Source organism: Methylomonas sp. MK1 (assembly GCF_000365425.1).
Taxonomy (GTDB): domain Bacteria; phylum Pseudomonadota; class Gammaproteobacteria; order Methylococcales; family Methylomonadaceae; genus Methylomonas.
In genome coordinates this window covers 471,506-487,339 of the sequence record NZ_AQOV01000002.1, presented here as the reverse complement: position 1 = coordinate 487,339, position 15,834 = coordinate 471,506, and the positions used below count along the sequence as shown (strand labels likewise).

General features: G+C 44.4%; 29 protein-coding genes. 4 read left to right on the top strand and 25 right to left on the bottom strand.

What is annotated here, in order from left to right; all coding sequences use genetic code 11:
* The first annotated feature begins 129 nt into the window (after window positions 1-129).
* A complete protein-coding gene (locus G006_RS0119110) occupies window positions 130-1,056 on the top strand; it encodes a PEP-CTERM sorting domain-containing protein (RefSeq protein WP_020484831.1) in 927 nt (308 codons plus the stop codon).
* 69 nt (window positions 1,057-1,125) lie between these two features.
* On the opposite strand, the gene G006_RS0119105 is transcribed toward G006_RS0119110, so the two are convergent.
* Together G006_RS0119105 and surE are read right to left on the bottom strand one after the other, a co-directional pair.
* Entirely contained in the window at window positions 1,126-1,788 is a 663-nt protein-coding gene (locus G006_RS0119105) for a protein-L-isoaspartate(D-aspartate) O-methyltransferase (RefSeq protein ID WP_026147173.1), read from the bottom strand.
* Complete coding sequence (gene surE / locus G006_RS0119100; protein WP_020484829.1) at window positions 1,785-2,540, bottom strand: 5'/3'-nucleotidase SurE; 756 nt, start codon at window positions 2,538-2,540, stop codon at window positions 1,785-1,787. The genes G006_RS0119105 and surE overlap by 4 nt, the downstream gene beginning before the upstream one ends.
* 64 nt (window positions 2,541-2,604) lie before the next feature.
* On the opposite strand from surE, the gene G006_RS0119095 reads away from it, so the two are divergent.
* The 3 genes from G006_RS0119095 (at window position 2,605) to G006_RS0119085 (ending at window position 5,052) form a co-directional block, all read left to right on the top strand.
* Window positions 2,605-3,174 (top strand): Smr/MutS family protein, encoded by a 570-nt coding sequence (locus G006_RS0119095; protein WP_020484828.1) that lies wholly within the window; start codon window positions 2,605-2,607, stop codon window positions 3,172-3,174.
* Between the two features lie 255 nt (window positions 3,175-3,429).
* Window positions 3,430-4,470: a type I glyceraldehyde-3-phosphate dehydrogenase gene (locus G006_RS0119090; RefSeq protein ID WP_020484827.1), complete on the top strand. Its 1,041-nt coding sequence runs from the start codon at window positions 3,430-3,432 to the stop codon at window positions 4,468-4,470.
* A 51-nt stretch (window positions 4,471-4,521) separates the two neighbouring features.
* Window positions 4,522-5,052 carry a DNA-deoxyinosine glycosylase gene (locus G006_RS0119085; RefSeq protein ID WP_020484826.1) on the top strand — a complete coding sequence of 177 codons (531 nt, stop codon included), beginning with the start codon at window positions 4,522-4,524 and terminating at the stop codon, window positions 5,050-5,052.
* 149 nt (window positions 5,053-5,201) lie between these two features.
* Here G006_RS0119085 and rplQ read toward each other — a convergent pair whose 3' ends face one another.
* From rplQ to rpsS, 23 genes are all read right to left on the bottom strand, one after another.
* The gene (gene rplQ, locus G006_RS0119080) at window positions 5,202-5,582 is read right to left on the bottom strand and encodes a 50S ribosomal protein L17 (RefSeq protein ID WP_020484825.1); all 381 of its coding nucleotides are present in this window, start codon (window positions 5,580-5,582) and stop codon (window positions 5,202-5,204) included.
* Window positions 5,583-5,600: 18 nt separating this feature from the next.
* The gene (locus G006_RS0119075) at window positions 5,601-6,611 is read right to left on the bottom strand and encodes a DNA-directed RNA polymerase subunit alpha (protein WP_020484824.1); all 1,011 of its coding nucleotides are present in this window, start codon (window positions 6,609-6,611) and stop codon (window positions 5,601-5,603) included.
* A 23-nt stretch (window positions 6,612-6,634) separates the two neighbouring features.
* Window positions 6,635-7,255 carry a 30S ribosomal protein S4 gene (rpsD, locus tag G006_RS0119070; RefSeq protein ID WP_020484823.1) on the bottom strand — a complete coding sequence of 207 codons (621 nt, stop codon included), beginning with the start codon at window positions 7,253-7,255 and terminating at the stop codon, window positions 6,635-6,637.
* A gap of 18 nt (window positions 7,256-7,273) precedes the next feature.
* On the bottom strand, window positions 7,274-7,660 hold the full coding sequence (rpsK, locus tag G006_RS0119065; RefSeq protein ID WP_020484822.1) for a 30S ribosomal protein S11: 387 nt from the start codon (window positions 7,658-7,660) through the stop codon (window positions 7,274-7,276).
* A gap of 23 nt (window positions 7,661-7,683) precedes the next feature.
* Window positions 7,684-8,040 (bottom strand): 30S ribosomal protein S13, encoded by a 357-nt coding sequence (gene rpsM / locus G006_RS0119060; protein ID WP_020484821.1) that lies wholly within the window; start codon window positions 8,038-8,040, stop codon window positions 7,684-7,686.
* Between the two features lie 76 nt (window positions 8,041-8,116).
* Window positions 8,117-8,230, bottom strand: a complete 114-nt coding sequence (gene rpmJ / locus G006_RS28000) for a 50S ribosomal protein L36 (RefSeq protein ID WP_081607976.1) — start codon at window positions 8,228-8,230, stop codon at window positions 8,117-8,119.
* Window positions 8,231-8,248: 18 nt separating this feature from the next.
* On the bottom strand, window positions 8,249-9,574 hold the full coding sequence (secY, locus tag G006_RS0119055; RefSeq protein ID WP_020484820.1) for a preprotein translocase subunit SecY: 1,326 nt from the start codon (window positions 9,572-9,574) through the stop codon (window positions 8,249-8,251).
* Complete coding sequence (gene rplO, locus G006_RS0119050) at window positions 9,575-10,009, bottom strand: 50S ribosomal protein L15 (RefSeq protein WP_020484819.1); 435 nt, start codon at window positions 10,007-10,009, stop codon at window positions 9,575-9,577. It lies immediately after the preceding gene.
* A complete protein-coding gene (gene rpmD, locus G006_RS0119045; RefSeq protein ID WP_020484818.1) occupies window positions 10,009-10,194 on the bottom strand; it encodes a 50S ribosomal protein L30 in 186 nt (61 codons plus the stop codon). Before rpmD ends, rplO begins: the two co-directional genes overlap by 1 nt.
* Window positions 10,195-10,200: 6 nt before the next feature.
* On the bottom strand, window positions 10,201-10,707 hold the full coding sequence (gene rpsE / locus G006_RS0119040) for a 30S ribosomal protein S5 (protein WP_020484817.1): 507 nt from the start codon (window positions 10,705-10,707) through the stop codon (window positions 10,201-10,203).
* Between the two features lie 9 nt (window positions 10,708-10,716).
* A complete protein-coding gene (gene rplR, locus G006_RS0119035; protein WP_020484816.1) occupies window positions 10,717-11,070 on the bottom strand; it encodes a 50S ribosomal protein L18 in 354 nt (117 codons plus the stop codon).
* 8 nt (window positions 11,071-11,078) lie between these two features.
* Complete coding sequence (rplF, locus tag G006_RS0119030) at window positions 11,079-11,612, bottom strand: 50S ribosomal protein L6 (RefSeq protein ID WP_026147172.1); 534 nt, start codon at window positions 11,610-11,612, stop codon at window positions 11,079-11,081.
* Between the two features lie 15 nt (window positions 11,613-11,627).
* On the bottom strand, window positions 11,628-12,023 hold the full coding sequence (gene rpsH, locus G006_RS0119025; RefSeq protein WP_020484814.1) for a 30S ribosomal protein S8: 396 nt from the start codon (window positions 12,021-12,023) through the stop codon (window positions 11,628-11,630).
* A 28-nt stretch (window positions 12,024-12,051) separates the two neighbouring features.
* Window positions 12,052-12,357: a 30S ribosomal protein S14 gene (gene rpsN / locus G006_RS0119020; protein ID WP_020484813.1), complete on the bottom strand. Its 306-nt coding sequence runs from the start codon at window positions 12,355-12,357 to the stop codon at window positions 12,052-12,054.
* Window positions 12,358-12,368: 11 nt separating this feature from the next.
* Window positions 12,369-12,908: a 50S ribosomal protein L5 gene (gene rplE, locus G006_RS0119015; protein ID WP_020484812.1), complete on the bottom strand. Its 540-nt coding sequence runs from the start codon at window positions 12,906-12,908 to the stop codon at window positions 12,369-12,371.
* A 12-nt stretch (window positions 12,909-12,920) separates the two neighbouring features.
* Window positions 12,921-13,238 (bottom strand): 50S ribosomal protein L24, encoded by a 318-nt coding sequence (rplX, locus tag G006_RS0119010; RefSeq protein WP_020484811.1) that lies wholly within the window; start codon window positions 13,236-13,238, stop codon window positions 12,921-12,923.
* A gap of 10 nt (window positions 13,239-13,248) precedes the next feature.
* Window positions 13,249-13,617, bottom strand: coding sequence for a 50S ribosomal protein L14 (rplN, locus tag G006_RS0119005; protein ID WP_013820378.1), 369 nt, complete (start codon window positions 13,615-13,617; stop codon window positions 13,249-13,251).
* Between the two features lie 27 nt (window positions 13,618-13,644).
* Window positions 13,645-13,908, bottom strand: coding sequence for a 30S ribosomal protein S17 (gene rpsQ, locus G006_RS0119000; protein WP_020484810.1), 264 nt, complete (start codon window positions 13,906-13,908; stop codon window positions 13,645-13,647).
* A 2-nt stretch (window positions 13,909-13,910) separates the two neighbouring features.
* The gene (gene rpmC, locus G006_RS0118995; RefSeq protein ID WP_020484809.1) at window positions 13,911-14,102 is read right to left on the bottom strand and encodes a 50S ribosomal protein L29; all 192 of its coding nucleotides are present in this window, start codon (window positions 14,100-14,102) and stop codon (window positions 13,911-13,913) included.
* Complete coding sequence (rplP, locus tag G006_RS0118990; RefSeq protein ID WP_020484808.1) at window positions 14,102-14,515, bottom strand: 50S ribosomal protein L16; 414 nt, start codon at window positions 14,513-14,515, stop codon at window positions 14,102-14,104. The genes rpmC and rplP overlap by 1 nt, the downstream gene beginning before the upstream one ends.
* 19 nt (window positions 14,516-14,534) lie before the next feature.
* On the bottom strand, window positions 14,535-15,206 hold the full coding sequence (gene rpsC / locus G006_RS0118985) for a 30S ribosomal protein S3 (protein ID WP_020484807.1): 672 nt from the start codon (window positions 15,204-15,206) through the stop codon (window positions 14,535-14,537).
* Window positions 15,207-15,215: 9 nt separating this feature from the next.
* A complete protein-coding gene (gene rplV / locus G006_RS0118980) occupies window positions 15,216-15,548 on the bottom strand; it encodes a 50S ribosomal protein L22 (RefSeq protein WP_020484806.1) in 333 nt (110 codons plus the stop codon).
* A gap of 9 nt (window positions 15,549-15,557) precedes the next feature.
* Window positions 15,558-15,830: a 30S ribosomal protein S19 gene (gene rpsS / locus G006_RS27995; RefSeq protein WP_081607975.1), complete on the bottom strand. Its 273-nt coding sequence runs from the start codon at window positions 15,828-15,830 to the stop codon at window positions 15,558-15,560.
* Window positions 15,831-15,834 lie beyond the last annotated feature (4 nt).

Below are 15,834 nucleotides of genomic sequence, written 5' to 3'. Positions count from 1 at the left end.
CAATCATCAGTGTATTGCATTACTGAATGCGCCCACCGAGAACAAGAACTAGCGCTGCACAGTGCTCGAATCTAAATCAAGACCGAGCTAACCGCAGCAATTATTAACCAACTTGAGCGAGTTAAATTCATGCTTATTAAACCATCCGCATTCGCCGGCGTCTTGTTGCTGGCCGCCAGCCAATCAGCTGACGCTGTCGTCATCAATTTTGACTATACCTACGATGGCGGCTTTTTCTCCGGCAGCAACACAAGTAGACGAGACATCCTAGACGCCGCCGGCGGCTTTTTGGGAAGCATCTTGACCGACAGCTTGACAGCGATTACATCCGGCGGTGCCAATAATTTCAGCGCGGTATTTAATCGCCCGGATACTGGCGCCGAGACTACATTAAGCAATTTCAGTGTAGCAGCCGACACACTCACGGTGTTTGTTGGCGGACAGACCATGGGCGCCGGCAACTTGGGCTATGGCGGCTACGGCGGTTACAACGTCAGCGGTACCCAAGATTTTTTGACCAATGCAGCGCAACGCGGCCAATCAAATCCTACCTCCGGCCCATTGGCAACTGATTTTGCACCATGGGGCGGCCAATTGACCTTCAGCAGTTCGGCAAACTGGTATTTCGACGCCGATCTTTCAACCACAGAAGCCTTTAGCGGCAACGATTTTTATTCGGTGGCTCTGCATGAGTTAGGCCACTTATTAGGTCTAGGCAGTTCCGACTCTTGGGATAATCAAGCCTCAGGCTCCGGCTTTACCGGTGCCAATGCAGTAGCGGCTTATGGCAGCAATGTGCCGCTGGAAGGAGATAAGGTTCATTGGTTAGACGGTACCAAAAGCACGGTAAACGGCATTGAACAAGAAACAGCAATGGACCCAACTATACACGTTGGCACGCGCAAGGTGTTTACGCAACTCGATCTCGCCGCGCTGAAAGATGTGGGCTGGCAAGTTTCGGTAACAGCTGTGCCGGTTCCTTCGTCCGTTTGGCTATTCGGCTCTGCTTTATTAGGATTTATAGCCAGCAAACGTAAGCAGCATTTGAATTTCTAGCAAATTCATCACCGTCGCGCCGGACACGCCAATTGGCTAACAAAACCGGCGCGATAAAACGATTAAAACTTATTGACTGACACCTGATAAAAACGGCACAAAACTGACGCGCTCAATCACTTCATCCTCAAAGCCATGCTCTGTGCGGGTTACCCGATGCAATTCCTGCATCCCTTCCAGCCCGACTGGAATCACCATCACGCCTCCCAGCGCCATTTGCTCAAGTAGGGCTTCTGGAATTTCGACCGGCGCGGCAGCAGCTAAAATCCCATCGTATGGCGCATGCTCCGGCCAACCCCAACCGCCATCGCTATGCTTAAAACCCACGGTCTTAATATCCAACTCCCATAGGGTATCTCGGGCTTTTTTCATCAACGGCGCAATCCGTTCCACCGAATATACTTGCTCTACCAACTTCGACAATATTGCGGTTTGATATCCGCAACCCGTACCAATTTCCAGTACCTTATGCAGCGGACCTTTTTCCAATAGCAATTCCGTCATTTTGGCGACAATATACGGCTGAGATATAGTTTGATTGTGGCCGATTGGCAAGGCGGTATCTTCATAAGCGCGACTCTCCAAAGCTTCGTCGACAAAAATATGCCTCGGTGTGTCAGACATTACCGCCAAGACTTTGCTGTTATGGATACCTTGCTCGCGCAGCCGAGAAATCATCCGCTCTCTGGTCCGCCGAGAAGTCATACCTATACCCTGGATGCGTCTACTCATACGCGCGCCTCCATTGCCAGCCAATCGCGCAATCCCTCTAGTCGTTCGTAACGCGTTAAATCCAGCTGTAACGGCGTTACGGACACGTACCCGTTTCTTATCGCATCAAAATCGGTACCCGGCCCGGCGTCTTGTTCGCTACCGGGCGGCCCTACCCAGTAAATAATGTGACCGCGCGGATCCTGCGAGCGTATTACCGCTTCCGCTTTGTGCCGCTGTCCGAGTCGGGTAGATTGATAACCTTTTAATTCAGCGATCGGCAAATCAGGCACGTTGACGTTTAACAAAGTGTCTTCGGGCAATGGATGAGCGAGGATTTTTTGCATTAATGTCACAGCCACATGTGCCGCCGTATCGAAATGTTTAGGATCGCTGGATGCCAAAGATATAGCTACCGCAGGCAGTCCAAGAAAACGCCCTTCGGTAGCCGCAGCCACGGTGCCAGAATAAAGCACATCGTCGCCGAGATTGGCGCCATGATTGATACCGGCGAATACCATATCGGGTTCGTGCGCTAATAGCCCGGTAATGGCCAGATGCACGCAATCCGTCGGTGTACCATCCACCCTGACAAAACCGTTTTCGCATTGTGTGGCTCGCAAAGGCATATCCAAGGTTAAAGAATTGCTTGCGGCACTCCGGTTTTTATCGGGCGCCACAACTGACACGCTGGCGTATTGACGCAGAGCTTCGGCCAGTGTGTTGATGCCTTGCGCTAAATAACCGTCGTCGTTGCTGATTAGTATGTGCATACTGCCGTGAAACGCTTTAAAATTCCCGCATAGTAGCAAAAAAACCGCAAAACCAGCAGCTTACGTGACAAAAAAAACCACTTCCGCAGACGATGCCCTCTTGTTTCGAAACTCGATCGGTAAAGTCCAGACCATAGACACCAATACCGCTATTCTTAAGCCAGACAAGAAACCGCGGCCTATACCCTTATTTAAGCCGCTGGAGCAGGTTGATCCGTTACAAAAAGATGTTGAGGGCAACTTGGAGACCCTGTTCCAAGAAGACAAGATCGCCTTCCTGGTACCAGGCATGCAAAAAAGCGTCATCAAAAAGCTTCGTAAGGGATATTACGGCGTGGATGCCGATATCGATCTACATGGCTTAAGTAGCCGGGATGCACAACAGCAGCTATTACGATTTTTACACTATTGCGTTGAAGACGGTTATCGCTGCGTACAAATCATTCACGGCAAGGGGTACAACTCTACGGACAATCAGCCAGTCTTAAAAAATGATATTAATCTCTGGCTACGCCAACATAAAGATGTCCTGGCGTTTTGCTCAGCCCCTCCCAAGGCTGGCGGTACAGGTGCCTTGTTCGTGCTGTTACGCTTATCAGAAAAATTTGTGACATCCGAGGACGAGCCTCAATAGGAATAAGCCCATTTGGCTGGACTCTCCAATCTACCGCACCCTACCCGAAACAGAAGCAGCCCCTCCGTTATATTTTACTTTGCCTTGACTTGGGCGGCTTGTTGCTCTAGTTTTTCAAGCATTGCTACTCCCAATCTTGACAAATAAAAACGAAAACTAACGCCATGAGCATAAACCAACACCAGCGACCTCCCCAAACCACAGGCGCTATTGGCGTTTTAACGCAAAGCACTATCAAAGCGGAGATTTTAAACAATGGGCCTTAACATAGGGATCGTCGGTTTAGGCAGAATTGGTCGCGGGGTATTAAGAGGAAATTTCGCGCAAGAAAAAGGCGGCAGATTCGATATACGCGTAGTCTGTGACGTAATGGCTATCGATCACGTTGCTTACTTATTAGCAAACGACAGCACCTATGGCCGCCCTCCGTTTAGCGTGGACTGTGATGGCAACGACCTGATCATAGACGGCAAAAGAGTTCGCTATCAGAAGGTAGACAGGCGCCGTAGCTCACCCGATGACGACAGCTTCGGCGTATTGCGCCAATTTGATCTTGATGTATTATTTGACGCCACGGGCACCGCCACGATCCATGATTTCCGTTCCTTGATAAAGCAGGAAGTCGCTAAAAAAGTCCTTTGTACCTGGAATGTGAGCGGTTGCGACATTAGCGTGGTATTCGGAGTAAATCATTCGGCATACGATCCATTGCACCATGATGTCATCTCAGCCAGTACTTGCACGGGTAATGCACTGGTTCCTATCTGTCATGTGCTTGATAAGCATATCGGCATCGATTACGCCAGAGCCATCACTATCCATCCGCAACTTTCAGATCAACGCGTATTGGATGGTTATCACGCATCATCCCAACTTGGCCGCGGATGTGCGTCTTCCATTATCCCAACTAGCACGAACGTAGGTAAATCCACGACATTGGTATTACCGAGACTCGAAGGCAAACTGGTAGCTATGTCTTACAGAGTGCCAACAGCAATTGTCTCAGTCATTGATTTAACGGCCAATCTTTCGCGGAAAACGTCGTTAGAAGAATGCGTAGAACTGTTTGAAGATTACGCCAACAAACAATTAGCGGGAATTATTCATTGTGACTATGGCGCATGGGGCCATCAAAAGGCCAGCATAGATTATATGGAAACCCAATATTCTTCTATATTATTGATGCATCATCTAACTGTCAGCCAAGGCCACCAGCTCGGCCTATCTTTGATGCATGACAATGAGCACGCATATTGCTGCCGAGTATTAGACGTATTGGGCATTTTACAAAACTAGTGCTAGCAAGTTTGCAAAACGCCTAATGCGACCCCATCAAATTCCGGCTGAATGAACCAAATAACAAGCTTCTCAGCGGAGTCATCACCGGATGCAACAGTTTTGATTCTTGGCAGCATTCCGGGAAAAGCTTCACTGGAGGCTGGTCAATATTACGCACATCCACGTAATCATTTTTGGCCTATCATAACCGAGCTTCTGGCAATCGATCCCGCCAGCCCATACTCAGCGAGAATCGAATCATTAAAATTAGCTGGCATAGCACTATGGGATGTAGTCAAGTCATGCCATAGGCACAATAGCAGTCTGGATACGAAAATAGACAAAAACAGTATTGTTACGAATGATTTTCCAGACTTTTTCCTAGCTCACCCTAGTATTACGCATTTATTCTTTAACGGCTTAACGGCAGAAAAAACCTTTCAAAAGCTTGTTCAACCTTATATTTCCACAGATGGATTAATATACCACCGATTACCGTCCACAAGCCCAGCGCATGCAACAATGCCATTCCAAAAAAAACTGGAAAGTTGGCGCATATTAACAAGGATAATAGCAAAAACCTCGCACAGCGAAAAATGAGAGCTACATCAGAAAGAAACAAAATAATCAGCCCAAGGAATGTATTTTAGGAATCTGGATGACACCGGAGGGCACAAAAACAAAAACGGCAGATTAGCTGTTTAGCTAATCTGCCGTCTAAAACGATAGATTTAAATACCTAATGGTACTTATTCCTCGGTTTTAACGGGCTCCGGCCTATCTACCAACTCAACGTAAGCCATAGGTGCGTCATCACCAGATCGAAATCCGCATTTAATAATCCTTAAATACCCACCGTTTCTGGATTGGTATCTTGGACCAAGCTCGTTAAATAACTTCGTTACAACATCTCTATCACGCAACTTAGAGAACGCCTGACGACGTTTCGCAACAGAATCGACTTTAGATAGTGTAATCAAAGGTTCAGCGATTACACGCAACTCTTTTGCTTTTGGTAACGTAGTTTTGATTAATTCGTGTCTAAACAAAGAGCAAGCCATGTTACTAAATAGCGCTTTTCTGTGGCTACTATTTTTATTTAACTGTCTTCCAGATTTACGGTGTCTCATTTTTCAAATGCCTTATATTCAAATTCCAGCTTGCGATTGATCAGCCAGATTTTCAGGTGGCCAGTTTTCCAACCGCATACCCAATGACAGACCTTTAATTGCAAGAATATCTTTAATTTCCGTTAACGATTTCTTACCTAGATTCGGTGTTCTCAACAACTCTACCTCAGTCCGCTGAATAAGATCACCGATATAGAAGATGTTTTCTGCCTTTAGGCAGTTGGCAGAACGAACCGTCAACTCCAAATCGTCTACAGGACGTAACAACACAGGATCGAAAGACTCTTCTTCAATCGCCACCTCTTCATGTATCTGCTCATTAACTTTCTCGAAATCAACAAAAACTGATAATTGATCATGAAGAATAGAAGCAGCCAGCTTGATTGCCTGTTCGGGATCGACTGTGCCGTTTGTCTCCAATTCGATAACAAGCCTGTCCAGGTTAGTGCGCTGTTCGACACGTGTGCTTTCTACATGATAAGCAACTTTTACTATAGGACTAAAAGCCGCGTCGACCATTAACACTCCTACCGGAGCGTCGTCGTGCATTTCCTTCCTCAGACTGGCAGGGACATATCCTCTACCTCGCTCGACTTTAATCTTAATGTTGAGCGAACAATCTTGATTATTGATGTTAGCTATTATCAGATCGGGGTTTACCAACTCTACGTTATGAGGTAGGTCAATATCCCGAGCAGTTACCACACCGACGCCAGATTTTGACAGTGTAAGAGTTACTTCGTCCTTAGAATGAACGACAACAGCTAGTTTTTTAAGGTTCAGTATGATGTCTATAACATCCTCCTGAACTCCCTCTATCGTGGTGAATTCATGCAATACACCCTCGATAGAAATTTCTGTAACTGCGCAACCTGGAATTGAAGACAGCATGACCCGCCTCAAAGCATTGCCCAAAGAATGCCCAAAGCCGCGCTCCAGAGGTTCGATAACGATTCTCGAGTGGTTGGCCGATTCGTTAATCACCTCGACAAGTCTAGGCTTTAGTAGGCCAACAATAGAACTCTGCATAATTTAAATCCTGGACTTATTTATTACTTAGAATAAAGCTCAACAACCAGCTGTTCGTTGATGTCAGAGCCTAAATCTACGCGGTCAGGAACAGACTTGAATGTTCCACTCATCTCTTTCGAATTTACTTCAACCCAAACCGGAAAACCATACTGCTCCGTAACGACCAGCGAGTCTTTAATGCGTTGTTGGCTCTTAGCTTTTTCTCTAATCTTAATTACGTCGCCGGCAGCAACTTGGAAAGAAGGGATATTAATTAACCTATCATTTACCAAAATCGCTTTGTGAGAGACTAACTGCCTAGCTTCCGCTCGAGTAGCAGCGTAGCCCATCCGGTAAACAACGTTATCCAAACGAGACTCTAAAAAATCGAGCAGGTTCTGACCGGTAGCACCCTTTTGTAGATCTGCAGCTTTGTAATAGTTTCGGAACTGTTTTTCTAATACTCCGTATATGCGACGCAAGCGCTGTTTGGCGCGGAGCTGCATAGCATAATCAGAATTCCTTGTACGCTTAGCACCATGTTGACCAGGTCTTTGTTCCAATTTACATTTGCTTTCCAGAGACTTCCCTCTGCTTTTCAAAAATAAATCAGTACCTTCCCTACGACTCAGCTTGCAAGCAGGACCAAGATATCTTGCCATTAAATTTACTCCACTATCCTAAACACGACGTTTTTTGGGTGGGCGACAACCATTATGAGGTATGGGAGTAACGTCCACGATATTTGAAATTTTGAACCCCATACTGTTCAAGGAGCGAACAGCAGATTCCCTACCAGGGCCAGGCCCTTTTATCATAACATCCAGATTCTTCATGCCATATTCCTGGGCCACGGCTCCAGCTTTCTCAGCAGCTACCTGAGCTGCGAAAGGCGTACTTTTGCGCGAGCCACGAAAACCGGATCCACCAGATGTTGCCCAAGATAACGCGTTACCTTTTCTGTCTGTGATAGTAACGATTGTATTGTTAAAGGAAGCGTGGACGTGAACGATACCGTCCGCCACTTCTTTCTTAATACGTTTTTTAACTCGATTCTGGGTTGCCATCAAAAATGCCTATCTAGATGTATTTATTTAGTAACTGACTTACGCGGACCTTTTCGAGTCCGAGCATTTGTTCTGGTTCTTTGCCCTCTCAATGGCAAGCCACGACGGTGCCTGATACCACGATAGCAACCCAGATCCATTAATCTTTTTATATTCATTGAAACTTCTCTGCGAAGATCACCTTCGACAGTCATCGCTGAAATAACCTTACGTATCGATTCCACTTGATCCTCAGAAAGGTCTCGAATCTTGACGGTTGGCTGAACCCCAACTTCATCGCAGATATTTCTAGCAGTTTGCCTGCCAATTCCATAGATAGCAGTCAACGCTATCTCCGCATGCTTATGGTCAGCCACGTTTATACCGGCAATACGAGCCATTCAAATACTCCAAAAACAGTACTATAAGGTTAAACAGGGGATTATATCACCCTGCAAAATAAATCACAAAAACAAGTTAGCCTTGACGCTGTTTATGCCTGCCATCTTTGCAGATAACCCGCACAACGCCGTTTCTTTTAATTACTTTACAACTTTTGCATATAGCTTTTATTGAAGCTCGTACTTTCACGGCAAACTCCTGGAATTTTTAAGATTTTTTCAAATTAGCTTTTTTCATCAAGCCTTCATATTGCTGCGACATTAAATGCGTCTGCATTTGCGAAATAAAGTCCATCACAACAACCACAATAATCAGCAAAGAGGTACCACCAAAAGAAAACGGCACGTTCCAATAAACAATTAAAAACTCGGGCAACAAACAGATCAGCGTGATGTAAACTGCACCTATCAACGTCAGCCGAGTCATTACCTTATCGATATAACTGGTGGTATGAGCACCCGGCCTAATCCCAGGCAGATAGGCACCTGACTTCTTCAGGTTTTCGGCCGTTTCTTTTGAGTTAAAGACCAGAGCAGTATAAAAGAAACAAAAGAACACAATGGCCAAAGCATAACACAAAACGTACACTGGCTGACCTGGGGAAAGCACAGACGAAATATCCTGAAGCCATGAAAAGCCGTCGACATTCCCGAACCACCCCGCTATTGTCGCAGGAAACAATATAATGCTCGATGCAAAAATAGGTGGAATCACGCCAGCCATATTTAACTTAAGGGGCAGAAACGAACTCTGCCCTGAATACACCTTATTGCCTTGCTGTCTCTTTGGATAATTAATTGTTATCCGTCTTTGCCCTCTTTCAACAAAAACCACAATACCCGTTACGGCTATAGATAACGCGAACAACACAACAATAAACGCACCATTCATTTCACCAGTACGAGCAAGCTCTAGTGTTCCACCGATTGCGGAAGGCAACCCGGACACGATGCCGGCAAAGATAATTAGCGATATACCATTACCAATTCCCCTCTCCGTAACCTGCTCTCCAAGCCACATTAGGAATATTGTCCCAGTAACCAACGTTATGGTGGTTATAAGGACAAAACTAACACCTGGCTGGATAACAACAGCTAGCCCACCGGCTGTTTGGTTTTGCAAGGCCACTGAAATACCAATCGATTGGAACATGGCCAACACAACGGTACCGTAACGGGTGTACTGAGAAATCTTTCTACGCCCGGACTCACCCTCTTTTTTAAGCTGCTCCATAGCAGGAATGACTATAGTCATAAGCTGCATAATGATAGAAGCCGAAATGTAAGGCATTATACCTAGCGCAAAGAGGCTCAAACGCATCAAAGCCCCCCCTGAAAACATGTTAAACATGTTTAGGATGGAACCGGACTGCTGCTCGAACATTATTGATAACGCTTTTGGATCTATCCCTGGGACAGGGATATGAGCGCCAATTCTGTATACGACAAATGCGCCTAAAACAAACAACAATCTTGACTTGAGCTCACCAAACCGAAATGTGCCTGCAGAAACATCAACTCCTTTAGCACTCACTTAAGCCTCGACTTTGCCACCAGCAGCTTCAATAGTTAATTTTGCACCAGCCGTCACACCAAGTCCTTTTAAAATTAAAGACCTAGAAACAGTTCCAGTATTCACTACTTTAACTTTTTTCGAAAATGCAGGAATGATGTTTTCACTAATCAATAATTGAATATCTACAACATCAGCCTGAAGGACATCAATTTCAGCTAGACGAACTTCAGCGGTAAATTTTTTAGTTCTGGAGGTAAAGCCCACTTTAGGCAGTCTACGCTGTAAGGGCATCTGACCACCCTCAAAGCCGACTTTATGAAAACCTCCAGACCGCGCCTTTTGACCCTTATGACCTCTACCGCAAGTTTTACCATCAGTAGATCCTATGCCCCGCCCAACGCGTTTCGCTTTTTTTCTTGCGCCGCATGCAGCTTGTATTGTGTTTAGATACATTAAACTTCCTCAACTTTTAGCATGTACGCGATCTTATTGATCATTCCGCGATTTTCAGGCGTATCGATAACCTCAACGACCTGCCTTATTCTGCTCAGACCCAATCCTTTCAAACATTGCTGATGACTCTTTAAGCGACCATTTTTACTTTTAGTCATCATTACGCTTAATTTTTTGCCACTCATATCGTTTTACCCTGTTATTTGATCAACAGATAAACCGCGCTTTGCTGCGATTTTCTTAGCATCATGCATTGCGGTCAAACCGTTAATTGTGGCACGCACAACATTGATCGGGTTACTTGTACCGATACACTTAGCCAGCACATTATGCACGCCAACTACCTCAAATACGGCACGCATAGCGCCACCAGCGATAATACCTGTACCCTCTGAAGCAGGCTGCATATAAACCTTAGCGGCACCGGTATTCGACATAATTGAATATTGTAAAGTACCTTCTTTTAACGCTACTTTTCGCATATTTTTTCTAGCTTGCTCAAGCGATTTTTGAATCGCTACAGGCACTTCTCTCGCCTTGGACACGCCATAACCAACACGCCCGTCGCCATCGCCAACGACTGTAAGCGCAGCGAAACCAAAAACCCGACCGCCTTTTACTACTTTTGCAACGCGTCTTACTGAAACCAATTTTTCCTGCAATCCGTCTGTACTACCTTGAGATGGTGCTGTTGCCATGCTATTCCCCTAAAACTTCAAGCCAGCTTCACGTGCAGCGTCTGCTAACGCTTTTACGCGGCCATGATATTTAAAACCAGAGCGATCAAATGCAACCTCTGTTACACCAGCTGCAATAGCTCTTTCAGCAACAATACGCCCCACCTCGGTAGCAGCCTTAATATTACTTGTATTACTGAGACCAGCCTTTACGTCAGCTTGCAATGTAGACGCCGCCGCAAGAGTGGCCGTGCCGTCAGCACTAAGAACCTGTGCATAAATATGCTGGGAAGTTCTATGTATGGTAAGTCTATTTACATTTAACTTTTTTATTTTGCAGCGTAGTCTTAACGCCCTTTTTAATCTTGAAGACTTCTTATCCATCACTTCACCTATTTCTTTTTGGCTTCTTTTCTAGCCACGTATTCGTCAGCGATTCTCACACCCTTACCTTTATAAGGCTCGGGCGGACGAAAAGCTCTGATTTCAGATGCGACTTGGCCGACTTTCTGTTTATCATTGCTCTTCACATGCAATTCTGTTTGCGTTGGCGCTTCAACAGTTACACCGTCGGGAATTAGATATTCGACAGGATTTGAATAACCCAAGGAGAGCGTTAAAAGATTATCTTTAACTTGCGCCCTGTACCCGACTCCAACCAACAACATTTTTTTTACGAAGCCCTCAGAGACTCCTTTCACCATGTTGTTAATTGAAGCTCTAGCAGTACCAGCGTGAGCCTTAGCACCTTTTACACTATCGTCCCATTTAACTCTAATTACGTTAGATTCGATTTCAAGATCAACAGCATCACAAAGATCAAACGCAAGCTGACCTAGTTTACCGTTAACTATCATTTGCTTACCGTCAACTCTTACATCAACGCCTGATGGCAAAGTTATAGGCGCATTAGCTACTCTAGACATGATATACCTCTTAAATTAGCAGACAGTGCAAATGACTTCGCCGCCGTGCCCTATAGCACGCGCAGCGCGATCAGTCATCACACCATTAGAGGTTGACACTATAGCTATGCCTAAACCACCTAGCACTTTAGGCAACTCGTCTTTAGACTTGTATATTCTAAGACCTGGACGGCTAACTCGCTTAACGCTCTCGATAACAGGAACCCCGTTGTAATACTTCAGCTCAACAGTCATTTCTGTATGACAACCAGTAACTTCAGTTTTAAAATCGGTAATATATCCCTCTTCTTTCAAAACCTTCGCGATAGCCAGCTTTAGCTTAGACGAAGGGATTTTTACACTTTTTTTGCCAGCAGATTGACCATTTCTAATTCTGGTAAGCATATCTGCTATTGGATCTGTCATACTCATTTTTCAATTCTCCAAAACTTAAACAGAACTACCAGCTAGCCTTTGATAAACCTGGCACGTCACCACGCATGGTGGCCTCCCTCAATTTATTTCTGCTAAGACCAAATTTTCTGTAATATCCATGCGGGCGCCCCGTCAGATTACATCTATTGCGCAACCTGGATTTACTGGAGTCTCTGGGTAATTTTTGAAGTTGAATTTGAGCGTTCTCTTTCTCTTCGAAGGAGGCATTCGGAGATCTAATTATTCCCTTCAATTCGCTTCTTTTTGCCTGATATTTTTTTATCAGTCCTTCACGCTTTACTTCGCGAGCAATCATTGATTTTTTTGCCATGTCGATACGCCCTAGTTTTTAAATGGAAAATTGAATAACTTCAACAGTGCTAAACCTTCTTCATCTGTTTTAGCAGTTGTTGTGATACAAATATCCATACCACGGAGCGCATCAATCTTGTCATAATCTATTTCAGGGAAAATAATTTGCTCTTTAATTCCCATTGAATAGTTACCACGACCGTCGAAACTCTTAGAACTCATACCTCTAAAATCGCGTATTCTAGGTATAGAAATCGTAATTAGCCTATCCAGAAATTCATACATTTTATCGGCGCGCAACGTAACCTTGCAACCAATCGGCATGTCATCGCGAATCTTAAATCCTGCAATTGATTTTCTAGCCAACGTAATCACAGCTTTCTGTCCTGATATTTTTTCCATATCAGAAACCGCAGATTGCAGAACTTTTTTATCTGCAATAGCCCCACCAACACCCATATTAAGCGTTATTTTTGTGAGCTTTGGCACTTGCATTATTGTTTTGTAGCCAAACTGCTCCTGCATCGCGGGAACAATTTCGGATTTGTATTTACTTTGTAGTCTAGCCATAGCGTTATTACCTTAGAGACCAACGTTTTCGTTAGTAGATTTAAAATATCTGACTTTTTTTCCATCATCTAGAATTCTAAAACCCACTCTGTCGCCTTTTTTCGTTTTTGGGTTAAATAAGGCAACATTCGAAATGTCGATTGGCATGTTTTTATCAACAATACCACCAGAAACACCTAGGTTCGGATTACCTCTTTGATGCTTCTTTACTAAGTTAATACCCTCGACTAATAGTTTTTGGTCTTCAAGTACTTTACTTACCTTCCCTAGCTTACCCTTATCTTTTCCTACTATTACGATGACTTCATCGCCTTGTTTAATCTTTTGCATCTTTGGACCTCTACAATACTTCTGGCGCTAGAGAGATAATCTTCATGAATTTATCGCCTCTTAATTCACGAGTAACCGGCCCAAAGATACGAGTACCAATTGGTTGTAGTTGGTTATTTAAAATTACCGCGGCATTGCCGTCAAAGCGTATAACTGAACCATCAGCCCTACGAACACCTTTACGAGTCCTTACAACTAATGCGTTATATACGTCGCCTTTTTTAACCCTCGTACGCGGCATAGCGTCTTTGACGCTTACCTTGATGATATCACCGATGCCAGCATAGCGGCGGTGCGAACCTCCAAGGACCTTGATACACATGACCTTTTTTGCGCCACTGTTATCGGCGACGTCAAGGCTAGTTTGCATCTGAATCATTTTTAAAATCCCAACTAAAATTATTGATTATCTATTGGCAGTTTCTAATACTTCCAACAGTTTGAACGCCTTATTCTTAGAAATAGGACGGCAAGAGGTAATTGAAACCACGTCGCCCTCTTGGCATATATTGTTTTCGTCGTGAACGAGAAGCTTGGTGGATCGCTTTATATACTTTCCGTATACAGGGTGCTTTACCAGGCGCTCAACCAAAACAGAAGCGGTCTTATCCATTTTATTGCTAACTACCCGACCAGTTACCTTACGTACAGTATCTAGATTTTCGCTCATATCTATACTCTTACCATTTCACTTAGAATAGTATTAATGCGAGCAATATCTCGCCTCACCTGCTTAATTTGACTCGGCTTGCTAAGTTGCCCAGTTCCCTTTTGCATTCTCAAATTGAATTGTTCGCGAGACAACTCCAAAAGACTGGAATTCAACTCTTCTTTTGTTTTGCTTCTTAAATCTTTCGCTTTCATTACATTATTGTCCGTGCAGAGAACGTAGTTTTCACAGGCAGTTTAGCTGCGGCCAATTCAAAGGCTTCTCTTGCTAATTCCTCAGAAACACCCTCAATTTCAAACAGCATCGTGCCGGGTTTAATTTGAGCAACCCAGTATTCTACACTACCTTTACCTTTACCCATACGAACTTCTAATGGTTTTTTCGTGATAGGCTTGTCTGGAAAAATTCTGATCCAGATTTTACCACCACGCTTTACGTGACGACTAATAGCTCTCCTGGCCGCCTCAATTTGGCGGGCGGTCATTCTACCACGGCTAACTGATTTTAAACCATACTCGCCGAAGCTTACTGACGAACCGCGCAACGCTGTACCGTTATTTCTACCGGTATGTTGTTTGCGGAATTTTGTTCTTTTTGGCTGAAGCATCTCTTATATACTCCTTCAACTATTTTTTTGAGTCGGCGCTTAATGACGCTGCATGAGCATCCATATCAAACACCTCACCCTTAAATATCCAAACCTTTATACCGATAATTCCATAAGTGGTTTTGGCTTCAGCAGTTCCGTAATCAATATCTGCCCGCAAAGTATGAAGCGGCACACGGCCTTCGCGATACCATTCCGTTCTAGCAATCTCAGCTCCGTTCAGTCTACCTGCTACGGTGATTTTTATTCCCTCAGCACCTAAACGCATGGTGTTAGTAACAGCTCGCTTCATCGCACGACGGTACATAATCCGTTTTTCAAGCTGCTGAGCTATGCTTTCAGCCACTAAATACGCGTCAAGTTCTGGCTTGCGAATCTCTTCGACATTTAATTGAACAGGAACTCCCATCATTACAGATATACTCTGCCTTAACACATCTATATCTTCACCTTTCTTACCTATCACAATCCCAGGACGAGCTGTGTGCACAGTAATATTGGCATTATTCGCAGGACGATTTATTTGCACCCTGCTGACAGATGCGTGAGCTAACTTTTGTTTGATGTATTCTCTAACCTTCAAATCCTGCAACAGAAACACAGGGTAATTCTGGCTATTTGCATACCATCTCGAAGTCCAATCTTTTACTATCCCGAGACGAATCCCAGTGGGATGTACCTTTTGTCCCATTTGCTACCTCTATTTCTCTGCTACTTTAATTGTTATATGACAAGTTCTTTTTAGGATGTGATTCGCACGTCCTTTCGCCCTTGCGCTAACTCTCTTTAACGTTCTGCCTTCGTTAACGAATACGGTCGAAACCCTTAATTCATCTACATCAGCACTTTCGTTATGTTCTGCGTTAGCTATTGCCGACTCAAGAACTTTTTTGATTATCGCAGCAGCTTTCTTAGAGCTGAAACTCAGCAAATTCAATGCTTTTTCAACAGGTAACCCGCGTATTTGATCCCCTACAAGCCGTGCTTTTTGCGCAGAAAGAGGAGCGTTACTTAATTTAGCCGAAACTTCCACATTCACTCCTTATCTTGATTTCTTGTCTGCTATATGACCTTTATAAGTCCTTGTAGGCGAGAACTCACCCAGCTTATGCCCGACCATATTTTCTGAAATCAATACCGGCACATGCTGTTTGCCATTATGCACGGCAATAGTCAATCCCAGCATATCTGGGCTGATCATTGACCTTCTAGACCAGGTTTTAATCGGTTTCCTATTATTCGCTCTCACCGCTTCTTCTACTTTCTTAAGCAAGTGATGATCTATAAATGGACCTTTTTTAATTGAACGTGGCACGTCA

What these genes read in the sequence shown, in the direction of transcription:
- G006_RS0119110 (WP_020484831.1), top strand. Translation starts at nt 130, where the DNA reads ATGCTTATTAAACCATCCGCATTCGCCGGCGTCTTGTTGCTGGCCGCC.
- G006_RS0119105 (WP_026147173.1), bottom strand. Translation starts at nt 1,788, where the DNA reads ATGAGTAGACGCATCCAGGGTATAGGTATGACTTCTCGGCGGACCAGA.
- surE (WP_020484829.1), bottom strand. Translation starts at nt 2,540, where the DNA reads ATGCACATACTAATCAGCAACGACGACGGTTATTTAGCGCAAGGCATC.
- G006_RS0119090 (WP_020484827.1), top strand. Translation starts at nt 3,430, where the DNA reads ATGGGCCTTAACATAGGGATCGTCGGTTTAGGCAGAATTGGTCGCGGG.
- G006_RS0119085 (WP_020484826.1), top strand. Translation starts at nt 4,522, where the DNA reads ATGAACCAAATAACAAGCTTCTCAGCGGAGTCATCACCGGATGCAACA.
- rplQ (WP_020484825.1), bottom strand. Translation starts at nt 5,582, where the DNA reads ATGAGACACCGTAAATCTGGAAGACAGTTAAATAAAAATAGTAGCCAC.
- G006_RS0119075 (WP_020484824.1), bottom strand. Translation starts at nt 6,611, where the DNA reads ATGCAGAGTTCTATTGTTGGCCTACTAAAGCCTAGACTTGTCGAGGTG.
- rpsD (WP_020484823.1), bottom strand. Translation starts at nt 7,255, where the DNA reads ATGGCAAGATATCTTGGTCCTGCTTGCAAGCTGAGTCGTAGGGAAGGT.
- rpsK (WP_020484822.1), bottom strand. Translation starts at nt 7,660, where the DNA reads ATGGCAACCCAGAATCGAGTTAAAAAACGTATTAAGAAAGAAGTGGCG.
- rpsM (WP_020484821.1), bottom strand. Translation starts at nt 8,040, where the DNA reads ATGGCTCGTATTGCCGGTATAAACGTGGCTGACCATAAGCATGCGGAG.
- rplO (WP_020484819.1), bottom strand. Translation starts at nt 10,009, where the DNA reads ATGTATCTAAACACAATACAAGCTGCATGCGGCGCAAGAAAAAAAGCG.
- rpmD (WP_020484818.1), bottom strand. Translation starts at nt 10,194, where the DNA reads ATGAGTGGCAAAAAATTAAGCGTAATGATGACTAAAAGTAAAAATGGT.
- rpsE (WP_020484817.1), bottom strand. Translation starts at nt 10,707, where the DNA reads ATGGCAACAGCACCATCTCAAGGTAGTACAGACGGATTGCAGGAAAAA.
- rplR (WP_020484816.1), bottom strand. Translation starts at nt 11,070, where the DNA reads ATGGATAAGAAGTCTTCAAGATTAAAAAGGGCGTTAAGACTACGCTGC.
- rplF (WP_026147172.1), bottom strand. Translation starts at nt 11,612, where the DNA reads ATGTCTAGAGTAGCTAATGCGCCTATAACTTTGCCATCAGGCGTTGAT.
- rpsH (WP_020484814.1), bottom strand. Translation starts at nt 12,023, where the DNA reads ATGAGTATGACAGATCCAATAGCAGATATGCTTACCAGAATTAGAAAT.
- rpsN (WP_020484813.1), bottom strand. Translation starts at nt 12,357, where the DNA reads ATGGCAAAAAAATCAATGATTGCTCGCGAAGTAAAGCGTGAAGGACTG.
- rplE (WP_020484812.1), bottom strand. Translation starts at nt 12,908, where the DNA reads ATGGCTAGACTACAAAGTAAATACAAATCCGAAATTGTTCCCGCGATG.
- rplX (WP_020484811.1), bottom strand. Translation starts at nt 13,238, where the DNA reads ATGCAAAAGATTAAACAAGGCGATGAAGTCATCGTAATAGTAGGAAAA.
- rplN (WP_013820378.1), bottom strand. Translation starts at nt 13,617, where the DNA reads ATGATTCAGATGCAAACTAGCCTTGACGTCGCCGATAACAGTGGCGCA.
- rpsQ (WP_020484810.1), bottom strand. Translation starts at nt 13,908, where the DNA reads ATGAGCGAAAATCTAGATACTGTACGTAAGGTAACTGGTCGGGTAGTT.
- rpmC (WP_020484809.1), bottom strand. Translation starts at nt 14,102, where the DNA reads ATGAAAGCGAAAGATTTAAGAAGCAAAACAAAAGAAGAGTTGAATTCC.
- rplP (WP_020484808.1), bottom strand. Translation starts at nt 14,515, where the DNA reads ATGCTTCAGCCAAAAAGAACAAAATTCCGCAAACAACATACCGGTAGA.
- rpsC (WP_020484807.1), bottom strand. Translation starts at nt 15,206, where the DNA reads ATGGGACAAAAGGTACATCCCACTGGGATTCGTCTCGGGATAGTAAAA.